8 protein-coding genes and 3 tRNA genes are annotated in these 10,899 nt (G+C 53.2%); 8 read left to right on the top strand and 3 right to left on the bottom strand.

The features are described 5' to 3' along the window. Window positions 1-8 precede the first annotated feature (8 nt). Window positions 9-1,028: an archaetidylserine decarboxylase gene (gene asd / locus EAH77_RS13535; RefSeq protein ID WP_241673458.1), complete on the bottom strand. Its 1,020-nt coding sequence runs from the start codon at window positions 1,026-1,028 to the stop codon at window positions 9-11. A gap of 254 nt (window positions 1,029-1,282) precedes the next feature. Further along, on the bottom strand, window positions 1,283-2,311 hold the full coding sequence (gene rsgA / locus EAH77_RS13530) for a small ribosomal subunit biogenesis GTPase RsgA (RefSeq protein ID WP_140473332.1): 1,029 nt from the start codon (window positions 2,309-2,311) through the stop codon (window positions 1,283-1,285). 170 nt (window positions 2,312-2,481) lie between these two features. Between rsgA and orn the strand changes: the two genes are divergently transcribed. From orn to EAH77_RS13510, 4 genes are all read left to right on the top strand, one after another. Beyond that, on the top strand, window positions 2,482-3,027 hold the full coding sequence (gene orn / locus EAH77_RS13525) for an oligoribonuclease (protein WP_140473331.1): 546 nt from the start codon (window positions 2,482-2,484) through the stop codon (window positions 3,025-3,027). Window positions 3,028-3,265: 238 nt separating this feature from the next. Beyond that, window positions 3,266-3,341 (top strand) — tRNA-Gly (locus tag EAH77_RS13520). A gap of 62 nt (window positions 3,342-3,403) precedes the next feature. Then, window positions 3,404-3,479, top strand: a tRNA-Gly gene (locus tag EAH77_RS13515). Window positions 3,480-3,583: 104 nt separating this feature from the next. Next, window positions 3,584-3,659 (top strand) — tRNA-Gly (locus EAH77_RS13510). A gap of 304 nt (window positions 3,660-3,963) precedes the next feature. Here EAH77_RS13510 and queG read toward each other — a convergent pair. Next, a complete protein-coding gene (gene queG / locus EAH77_RS13505; protein WP_140473330.1) occupies window positions 3,964-5,151 on the bottom strand; it encodes a tRNA epoxyqueuosine(34) reductase QueG in 1,188 nt (395 codons plus the stop codon). On the opposite strand from queG, the gene nnr reads away from it, so the two are divergent. The 4 genes from nnr to mutL are packed head-to-tail and all read left to right on the top strand — an operon-like array spanning window position 5,150 to window position 10,889. Next, window positions 5,150-6,721 (top strand): bifunctional ADP-dependent NAD(P)H-hydrate dehydratase/NAD(P)H-hydrate epimerase, encoded by a 1,572-nt coding sequence (gene nnr / locus EAH77_RS13500; protein ID WP_140473329.1) that lies wholly within the window; start codon window positions 5,150-5,152, stop codon window positions 6,719-6,721. The genes queG and nnr overlap by 2 nt on opposite strands. Then, the gene (tsaE, locus tag EAH77_RS13495) at window positions 6,675-7,142 is read left to right on the top strand and encodes a tRNA (adenosine(37)-N6)-threonylcarbamoyltransferase complex ATPase subunit type 1 TsaE (RefSeq protein WP_140473328.1); all 468 of its coding nucleotides are present in this window, start codon (window positions 6,675-6,677) and stop codon (window positions 7,140-7,142) included. Before nnr ends, tsaE begins: the two co-directional genes overlap by 47 nt. Before the next feature lie 7 nt (window positions 7,143-7,149). Then, a complete protein-coding gene (gene amiB / locus EAH77_RS13490) occupies window positions 7,150-8,925 on the top strand; it encodes an N-acetylmuramoyl-L-alanine amidase AmiB (RefSeq protein ID WP_140473327.1) in 1,776 nt (591 codons plus the stop codon). A 50-nt stretch (window positions 8,926-8,975) separates the two neighbouring features. Next, window positions 8,976-10,889, top strand: coding sequence for a DNA mismatch repair endonuclease MutL (gene mutL, locus EAH77_RS13485; RefSeq protein WP_140473326.1), 1,914 nt, complete (start codon window positions 8,976-8,978; stop codon window positions 10,887-10,889). Window positions 10,890-10,899 lie beyond the last annotated feature (10 nt).

The raw sequence follows: 10,899 nt of genomic DNA, 5'->3' as shown, positions 1-10,899 counted from the left end.
GGAAGGTGTCAGATCTCTTCCGGCGGGGCAGCCGGTTTAGTCACGCCAGCCTGCGCCATGCCTACGGGTGATGGCGCGGCCTCGGTCGACGCAATGATGTCATCAGCGACTACCGGCTCGCTTTTCGCGATCCCAACGGTGTCGTTTTTTACTGGCGTGTGCTGACGGAGAGCTTCGGCAAAAGGCGCGCCCATGCGAGTGACCGTACCGTTACTCAGCGATGGCATGAAGGTGATCTGGCCTGCAGCAAACAGGTTGATCACGGTGGACCCTAGTTTAAAGCGGCCCATTTCCTCACCTTTCTCCAACGCAATTGCGCCTTCACTGCCCTCGGCAGGGTAAGTCCAGCGTTTGATAATGCCTTCGCGCGGCGGCGTCACACAGCCTGCCCATACGGTTTCAATACTGCCGACGATGGTCGCACCGACTAAAATCTGCACCATCGGGCCAAATTCAGTATCAAACACGCAGATAACGCGCTCATTGCGTGCAAACAAATTCGGCACATTGGCAGCGGTCAGCGGGTTAACCGAAAACAGATCGCCCGGGACATAGATCATTTCACGCAGTACGCCATCGCACGGCATATGGACGCGGTGATAGTCGCGAGGCGCGAGATAAATGGTGGCGAACTGACCGTCTTTAAACTCCTCTGCCAGCAGATAATTTCCCGCCAGCAAAGCTTCTAAAGAATAAAAATGGCCTTTAGCTTGGAACAGTTTGCCGTCGGCGATGGCACCTAATTGGCTGACTGCGCCATCGGCGGGCAGGCAGAGCATATCCAGGCCACTGACCACCGGGCGAGCGCCTTCGCGCAGCGGACGGACGAAGAACTCATTGAACGTCGGGTAAGATTTGAGATCCGGATCCTTGGCTTCTTTCATGTCGACGTTGTAATAACGGGCAAAACCTTTGATAACCCAATGCGTCAGCATCGCTGCACGCTTCTCTGCGCCCCAGCCAGCCAGCCGGGTCAGACCTTGTTTAGGAAGTAAGTATTGAAGCTTGATTTTGATACTGTCCAGCACGGGGAACCTCTTGGGTGATGTCATCGCGCCGGGATTCGCGGCGCGGAAATTGGGCAGGTTGCTCAGAGTCAGAGCAACATTGAGCATGGTGGTCGGGCCGTTTTAAGCCAACAACGCAGTGTAAAGCTGCGGATTTTAACGAGGGTAAATCATCGCTTCAATATCCGCTATTGACCTCAGTTAACCGATGGGCTCTGAATTTCACCAATCGGTTAATAATTCAAACAGTTAACTATTATAATGTATCAAAGCTCTTACGTGTTTTTACGTGTTTTTACGTCTTCCATGCTTTCCAGAATGCGGTGATAGTTGTCGAAACGCTCCTCGGCAATATCCCCACGTTCTACGGCATCACGAATAGCACAGCCTGGATCGCTGCCATGTTTGCAGTCGCGGAATTTACAGTAACCAAGGAAAGGTCTGAATTCGACAAAGCCCTGAGTGATCTGCTCTGGCGCAAGGTGCCACAGACCGAACTCGCGCACGCCGGGGGAGTCGATCACGTCGCCACCATGCTGGAAGTGGTAAAGACGAGCTGCAGTCGTGGTGTGCTGACCCAGGCCTGAGTTGTCTGAGACTTGATTGACCACGATCTGTTTTTCTTCCGGTGGCAGTAATGCGTTCAGCAGGCTGGATTTCCCCACCCCTGACTGACCGGCGAAAATACTGATGCGGTCGGTCAGTGCAGTTTCAAATGCTGGCATCCCTTCACCGGTCTGGCTGGAGACTTCGAGTACGCGATAATTAATCTTGCGGTAGATGTCCATCATCCCTTTGACGAACTTGCGGCCATCGTCGTCAAGCAGGTCAATTTTGTTGAGTACAATCAGCGGCTCAACTTCCACTGTTTCACAAGCCACCAGATAACGGTCGATAATATTGAGCGACAGCTCGGGTAAAATGGCGGAAACAATCACGATCTGGTCGATATTGGCGGCGATAGGTTTTACGCCGTCATAAAAGTCTGGGCGTGTCAGAACAGAGGTACGCTCATGTACCGCCTCGACGATGCCTTTGACACTGGCATTTTCGCCAGCGCGCCATACGACACGGTCGCCGGTGACCAGAGAGCGGATGGTTCGGCGAATATTGCAACGGTGCTGGCTGCCGTCGGCAGCTTCAACGTCCGCATGCATCCCGAAACGGCTGATCACCACGCCGTCTTGCGGTTCGCCATGCAGGGAGTCGTCCAGCTCTTTCCGTTTGTCGGTCTGGTTCAGACGACGCTGGTGGTTAGTCTGAACGCGACGTTGTTGCCCTTTAGACAGTTTTGACTTAGTCACTGCGCCTCACTTGACTGGCTTTAATCGCTCGGTGCGACCAAAACGTCTATGATACCAGCTATTTCGTATTTATTAACCGTTGCTGGCTGGCGGTTACTCGAGGCGTCTCTCATAAACTTCTGATTGTTGGTGCAACAGCATTCAGCGACAGACCGTTAACAGGAAATATCATGGCAGGAAATGACAGTAATTTAATCTGGATCGATCTGGAAATGACCGGGCTTGACCCTGAACGTGATCGCATCATTGAGATTGCCACCCTGGTGACTGATGCAAATCTGAATATTCTGGCGGAGGGGCCCGTCATGGCGGTTCATCAGTCTGATGCTCAACTGGCGCTGATGGATGAGTGGAACGTGCGCACTCATACGGGCAGCGGTTTGGTGGAACGGGTGAAAGCCAGTACGTTTGATGATAATGCGGCGCAGCTCAAAACCATCGAGTTCCTGCAACAGTGGGTTCCGGCGGGCAAATCGCCAATTTGTGGCAACAGCGTCGGCCAGGATCGCCGTTTCCTGTTTAAATACATGCCGCAGTTGGAGACCTATTTCCATTACCGCTATCTGGATGTGAGCACGTTGAAAGAGCTGGCGCGTCGCTGGAAGCCAGAGGTACTCGGCGGATTTAAGAAACAAAACACCCATCAGGCATTAGACGATATCCGCGAATCGGTTGCTGAATTAGCGTATTACCGCGAGCATTTTATTCAGCTTTAAATCCCCGTGCCCCAACGCCTCGGCAAGTTGTGTGATTTAGGGTAAATATTTAGATATTCATTTAACCCCACTGTGGAACACGAAATCACCGTGTTCCGCTGCTTAAATCATCGGTTTGTTGTTTTAATCGGCACTTAAACAAAAAACACGTTTTTTTGCTTCCAGGGGCTTGCTAGGGAAAGGATTTCTCGTATAATGCGCACCCCGTACCGATGAAGAATTTTGTTGGGTGCGCAGAGCGGGAATAGCTCAGTTGGTAGAGCACGACCTTGCCAAGGTCGGGGTCGCGAGTTCGAGTCTCGTTTCCCGCTCCAAATTTTAAGTACCTGTTTAGATTTAGAAAAAAGACTTAGAAAAAGAAGTAGTACCATGCGACGCGGGAATAGCTCAGTTGGTAGAGCACGACCTTGCCAAGGTCGGGGTCGCGAGTTCGAGTCTCGTTTCCCGCTCCAAAATTTACATCTCCAGAAGTAATGCTCCAGAAGTAATGCTCCAGAAGTAATGCTGTGGTTTTCCAACAAACCAGTTAACAGCAGGATGCAACAAGCATCTCAATGCGGGAATAGCTCAGTTGGTAGAGCACGACCTTGCCAAGGTCGGGGTCGCGAGTTCGAGTCTCGTTTCCCGCTCCAATTTTTATCCACTCCATTTCCAAGCCAGATAGCACGCCACTTGCAGGCGCGTTACGTCATCACTTTACATTCTTTGTAGTAACTTTTTGAACAGACTTATCCACAGTTTTAGTTTACTTTTTGCACTGTGTGATTTCTGGGCGATAAAGATTGTCAAAAAATAAATTACTGAATTTTAACAAAAAATATTTATATCGAAACGTTATGACGATCTCTTGCTCTTTTTTTTGCACTTGATTGCCAAAGCATTTTTATTTTTATGCACAGATAAAAAAGTGGCATTGTAACGTTTTAACCGTCCGCTTTATGCATCCCGCGGTAAACCCTTTTCTACTGCTCTAATCAGCCGTTTCGTCTGTGAAGACTGCACTTCAACCTGATTTTCAATGCGCCTTCCCAGCTGTTGCGCTATAGCCCACTCGATATGCTCATCCAGCAGACTATTTTCCCCTTGCCGTGTTTGCAGTGCCCATAGCACATTTTCAGCATAGGGTGCGTTGCCCAGCGCGACAGAAATATTCCGTAGCCAGCGTAAATGACCGATGCGGCGGATAGGCGAACCTTCTGTTATACGTAAGAATTTCTCCTCACTCCACCCGAACAGTTCAATCAGTTCCGGCGCATGTAAGGCGGCACGCGGGCTGAAATCTTCTTCGTCAGTCAGCTGTGAATAACGGTTCCATGGACAAATAAGCTGGCAATCATCACAGCCATAGATGCGGTTACCCATCAGTGGACGGAATTCTTCCGGGATGGCTCCTTCCAGTTCAATCGTCAGGTAGGAGATACAGCGGCGGGCATCCACAGTATAAGGCGCGACAATGGCGCCGGTCGGGCAGGTTGTGATGCAGGCGACACACTTACCGCATTTTTCTTCCTGCGGCTGATCGACAGGCAGAGGCAAATCAATCAGTAATTCGCCAAGGAAAAACCAGGAGCCGGATTCACGGTTGAGAATAAGTGAGTGTTTACCAACCCATCCAATGCCTGCTTTCGCCGCCAGCGGACGCTCCATAATCGGGGCCGAATCGACAAAAGGCCGGAAAGTGATTTCTGTGCCATGCTTTTCCTGACCATCAACTGTTTGCGAATCAGCATGTTCAGTGCACCAGGTCTGAATTTTGTCGCCGAGTTTCTTCAGGCGCTGCCGCAACACTTTATGATAATCGCGCCCGAGGGCGTAACGGCTGACGTAACCCAGTTCAGGGTTTTTCAGCGTTTTGGCAAAAGCGGCGTTGGCAGGCAGGTAATTCATCCGAACGCTGATCACCCGTAATGTGCCCGGCAGCAGTTCGTGAGGTCGCGCGCGCAGCATACCGTGGCGGGCCATCCATTCCATTTCGCCATGGTATTGTTTATCAAGCCATGCCTGCAATTTTGGCTCTTCAGTGGACAGATCTGTGTCGCAGATGCCGACTTGCTGAAAGCCAAAAGATTGGCCCCATTGCTTGATAAGCTGGGCCAGTTGAATGAGATCAAGAGGGAGTGTCATGACTAACCAAAGTGAAAAACGTAACGCGCTAAGTTTACCACATTCTGTCTTTTCTGCGGACTGGCTGCGGCAGGTGGAAAGCCAGGCGGCGCAGGAAACGGGTATCTCCTTGTTTACGCTGATGCAGCGCGCTGCGGCTGCGGCATTTCATCTGGCACGATCGGCCTTCCCGACTGCGCGGCACTGGCTGGTGTTGTGCGGGCATGGCAATAACGGTGGTGATGGTTATGAGGTGGCACGGCTCGCGCATGCGGCCGGTGTAAAGGTGACGCTGCTGGCAGTCAAAAGCGATAAGTCCTTACCCGAAGAAGCCCAATTGGCGAAGGACGCGTGGCTTAACGCCGGTGGTTCCGTGGGTGCCGACGATGCGCACTGGCCGCCAGACGTTGACTTGATTATTGATGGACTGCTCGGGACCGGTTTAACCTCCGCGCCACGGCCACCTTATGACACCCTGATTGCGGCTATCAACGCCTTTGGTGCACCGGTATTGTCACTGGATATTCCCTCGGGACTTGATGCACAAACGGGTACCGTGCCGGGTAACGCGGTATATGCCGCCGTGACGATGGCCTTTATCGCACTCAAGCCGGGTTTATTGACCGGTAAAGCACGTGACTACGTTGGCAAATTATATTGCGACGCTCTTGGTTTGCACCGCTGGCTGAGCGGGCACCCTGCGGTTTTACAGCGGCTTGACGCCGCCCAGCTTGGCGACTGGTTACACCCGCGCCGACCATGCTCGCACAAGGGTGATCACGGTAATCTGCTGGTGGTCGGTGGCGATACCGGCTTTGCAGGTGCGATCCGAATGGCTGCCGAGGCGGCATTGCGCGCCGGAGCAGGCATGGTGCGAGTACTTACTCACAAACAACATGTCGGGCCGCTTTTGACCGCCAGACCTGAGCTGATGGTGCAGGAATTGAACGAAAAATCACTGGCAGACGGCCTGGAGTGGGCCGATGTGGTGGTCGTGGGGCCAGGGATGGGCCAAAAAGCCTGGGGCAAGGCGGCATTCAAACAGGTGGTTGAGAGTACAAAACCGGCCCTGTTCGATGCGGATGCGCTGAACTTGCTGGCAATCACACCGCAGAAGCGGCAAAATCGCGTGTTAACGCCTCATCCCGGCGAAGCGGCGCGTTTGTTGGGATGTTCAGTGAACGATATTGAGAGTGACCGCTTACTTGCAGTGCGAAAACTGACTGAACGTTACGGTGGTGTTGTGGTGCTTAAAGGCGCTGGCTCCCTGATTGCTCACGAGAGTGGCCCGATGGCGTTAGCTGATGTTGGCAACGCAGGAATGGCTACCGGCGGCATGGGTGACGTGCTTTCTGGTATCATTGGCGGGTTGTTAGCGCAGCAACTTTCACTGTTTGACGCAGCCTGTGCGGGTGCGGTGGTGCACGGCGCAGCCGCTGACCAGATAGCCCTTTACCAAGGGACGCGCGGTATGCTGGCGACTGATCTTTTAGCGGTAATTGCCCCGTTAGTTAATCCTGACCTGAAAAAAAAGATATCACCAAATGAATCAACTACAACTCTCTCTGCCGGACGAAGCGGCAACGCTTAAACTGGGTGCAACACTGGCCAAAGCGTGCACTGGTGCGACAGTTATTCATCTTTTCGGCGATTTAGGCGCCGGAAAAACCACTTTCAGCCGTGGATTTCTTCAGGCGCTCGGGCATCAGGGCAATGTAAAAAGCCCGACCTATACGCTGGTGGAGCCTTATCAGTTACATCCGATGGTGGTCTACCATTTTGATCTGTACCGTCTTGCGGACCCGGAAGAGTTGGAATTTATGGGCATTCGTGATTATTTTGCTCAGGACGCCATCTGTCTGGTGGAATGGCCGCAGCAGGGCGCTGGCGTCTTGCCTGAGCCTGATATTGAATTAACGCTGGAATATCAGCAGGATGGGCGTGTAGCGACGCTGAAAGCGGTTTCTGCTTCAGGAATTAGCCTATTGCATCTGGTACAACAGCAAGGATGATCGCGCGATGAGTAACGGCTTTAAAAAGATTTTCCTTACCACGACGCTATTTTTATCGTCAATTTTGCTGTTTGCTGCCGTGACATTATTGCCTGCGTCGGCAGCGGGCATGAAAAACATCAATGTTTCCAACGGATCCACTCAATCAACGATTACCATTACTTTTGATGGTAAGCCCGACTACGCCTTCTTCCCGCTGCATAACCCTGAGCGGGTAGTGATCGACGTCAAGCAAAGCGGCGTGATGAAAGGTCTGCCGCTGAACTTTAACGGTCAGAATTTGGTGAAGCGGGTACGTGCCAGTAATGCGCAGGATGCCCAAAGCCAGCGGCTGGTATTTGAGTTGACGCAAAAAGTGAAAACCAACGCGGTTACTGATCAAAATAGCGTGACGTTCACCATGGGCGCTGTCACTACGCCGTCAGCGCGACGTTCCGCTTCTCTCAATACGGTCACTTCTACCCCCTCGCCGAATGCGGCGTTGACGGCGAAAAATAATGTATCGAACCCTTTTGAGGGCAGCAAACTGACGGCAGTGACCAGCGGTCCGGCCTCGGACAATACCCCCACCCCCAGAACCAGTGGCAGCAGCAATGATAATCAGGTGATTGTGGCTATCGATGCCGGTCATGGTGGTCAGGATCCGGGCGCTATCGGTGGCAATGGCCTGAAAGAGAAGAATGTTACGATTGCCATCGCCCGCAAACTGGAAGCCAAACTGAATGCCGATCCGATGTTTAAACCGGCGATGACGCGTGATGGTGACTATTTTATCTCGGTCATGGGCCGTTCTGACGTGGCGCGTAAAAAAGGCGCGAACGTGCTGGTTTCTATTCACGCCGATGCTGCGCCAAACCGCAGTGCCACCGGCGCCTCGGTCTGGGTACTTTCCAACCGTCGCGCCAACAGTGAAATGGGTAACTGGCTGGAGCAGCACGAGAAGCAATCGGAGTTACTGGGTGGTGCCGGTGACATGCTGGCGAACACCGCCGCTGACCCTTACTTAAGTCAGGCCGTGCTGGATTTACAGTTTGGTCATTCCCAGCGTGTGGGTTATGACGTGGCGTCGAAAGTGCTGATTCAGCTGCGCCGCGTCGGTGCATTGCACAAAGCCAAACCTGAACATGCCAGCCTGGGTGTATTGCGTTCACCGGATATTCCTTCTTTGCTGGTGGAAACCGGCTTCATCAGTAATGGTAATGAGGAGCGGCTGCTTGGAAGCAGTGCGTATCAGGACAAAATTGCGCAGGCCATCTACTCTGGCCTGCGCAATTATTTCCTGTCACATCCGTTGCAATCCGGCCCAAAGGTCGAAAACCGACCGCTGCTGGCCTCAGCAACGGCGGTTGACAGCGGCGCTGGTAGCAACAGTTCAATGAGCCAGCCTGGGCCGGTTGAAGCAACGGCAGCCTCGGGCGGCGCAACGCAGATTCACCAGGTAAAACGTGGCGAAACGCTGATCGGAATTGCCGTAAACTATGGCACCACGGCGGGCGCGCTGAGTGACCTGAACAAGCTGAAGAAAGACGGCGTGTGGGTCGGTCAGCGGTTGAAAGTGCCTGCGGGTACCCAAGCCGTAGCGGCCAATAGCCAGAAAACGGCGGCGGTCAGTAAAACCACGGTGGCTAAAAAGAAAGCAGCGAAGCATAAAGTCACCCGGGGCGATACGTTGTCGGCAATTGCGTCGAAATACGGTGTCAGTATGAATGACATCAAAACGGCCAATCATATGAAATCTGGCGAGGTACAACTCGGCCAAACCTTAACCATTCCTCAGTCATAATTCGTGTCGTTAATTCCGGCGGATTGTGACACTTTATCTCTGGAGCCGTTATGTCGATTCAGGTTCTGCCCCCGCAATTAGCCAATCAGATAGCGGCGGGTGAAGTGGTGGAAAGACCGGCTTCGGTGGTGAAGGAGTTGGTGGAGAACAGTCTGGACGCGGGGGCAACGCGCATAGACATTGATATCGATCGCGGCGGTGCCAAACTTATCCGCATTCGTGATAACGGCTGCGGTATTGCTAAAGACGAGCTGGCGCTGGCGCTTGCTCGTCATGCCACCAGTAAAATCAGCTGCCTCGATGACCTTGAGGCAATCGTCAGCCTCGGTTTTCGCGGCGAAGCGCTGGCCAGTATCAGCTCGGTATCACGTCTTATGCTGACGTCGCGTACTGCAACACAACCCGAAGCCTGGCAGGCTTACGCCGAAGGCCGCGACATGGCCGTGACGGTCAAACCGGCGGCGCATCCGCAGGGTTCTACGGTCGAAGTGCTGGATTTGTTCTTCAACACACCCGCCCGTCGCAAATTTATGCGTACCGAGAAAACCGAATTTACTCATATTGACGAAGTGGTCCGGCGCATTGCACTGGCTCGTTTTGACGTGGCCATTAACCTCACGCACAACGGCAAACTGATGCGGCAATACCGCCCAGTGACCGATCCGGCACAATCATCGCGGCGACTGGCGGCGATCTGTAGCCCGACCTTTGTGCAGCACGCGCTTGAGGTGAAGTGGGAGCATGGCGATCTGGGGATCCGTGGCTGGGTCGCTGATCCGGCTGGATCGCGCAGCCTGAGTGACATGCAGTATTGCTACGTCAATAATCGCATGATGAAAGATCGTCTTATTAACCATGCTATCCGCCAGGCCTACCAGGATCAGCTGAAAGACGATCAGCAGCCTGCCTACGTGCTATATCTGGACGTCGATCCGCATCAGGTGGATGTGAATGTTCATCCGGCCAAACATGAAGTCCGTTTTCATCAGTCGCGCTTAGTACATGATTTTATCTATCAGGCTGTGATGACGGTGTTGCAGCAGGCCGCCAAACCTGATCTGCTCGCTGCAACGGCAGTCGATGAAGACGGTGTGGAAATTGATGTGCCGCGCTGGCAACCTGAAAACCGCCAGGCTGCGGGAGGGAACCACTTCTCTCAACCGGCCGCTAAGCGGGAAGCTGCACCACGACCGTCGCGGGAAAACGTCTTTCCTGAGACCTCGCGTGTCAGCCAGCCACGTGAGCCTGCGTATAAAGATGACAAACCCTCTTATACTCCGCCGCAGGGCGACGTGTATCAGCGCTTGCTGCAATCGACCGCGCAGTCGCTGAAAGTAGAGGAACCGTCAGCGACGCTGCCGGCCAAAATTTCGCATAACTCGTTGCCAGAATCGGCGCTTGATTCACACAGCCAGAGCTTCGGACGTGTCCTGACGGTATGCGCGCCGGAATATGCCCTGCTTGAGCGGGGAAAACAGCTGGTGCTGTTATCGCTGCCGGTGGCAGAGCGCTGGCTTAAAAGGGCGCAATTAACGCCGCCGGAAGAGGGACTGCGTCCGCAACCTTTACTTATTCCGCTTAAGCTACAGATAACCAAAGAAGAAAGTGCCGCTTTTACCCGGCATCAGGCGTTGTTGCAAAGATCGGGCCTGGAGATGATGGTTGATCACCAGCATGTGACATTGCGCGCAGTACCTTTACCTTTACGCCAACAAAATTTACAAAAGTTGATACCCGACCTGTTAGGCTACCTTGCTGTTCAGCAGGAGGTGACTTCTGATGCGGTAGCCATGTGGTTTGCCCGCCACATTGGCAGCGATCACGACGTCTGGAACATCTCGCAAGCGATACAATTACTCACGGACGTAGAGCGTCTTTGCCCGCAACTGGTGAAATCGCCTCCGTCTGGTCTTCTGCAACCTGTTGATTTACAGCCTGCTCTGGCGGCGTTTAAGCGTGACTGACTTGAATACA

The sequence above is a fragment of the Ewingella americana genome (assembly GCF_006438725.1).
GTDB classification, from domain to species: Bacteria; Pseudomonadota; Gammaproteobacteria; order Enterobacterales; family Enterobacteriaceae; genus Ewingella; species Ewingella americana_A.
Note: the sequence above shows the minus strand (reverse complement) of the source record. Positions and strands in the feature narration are given on the sequence as shown.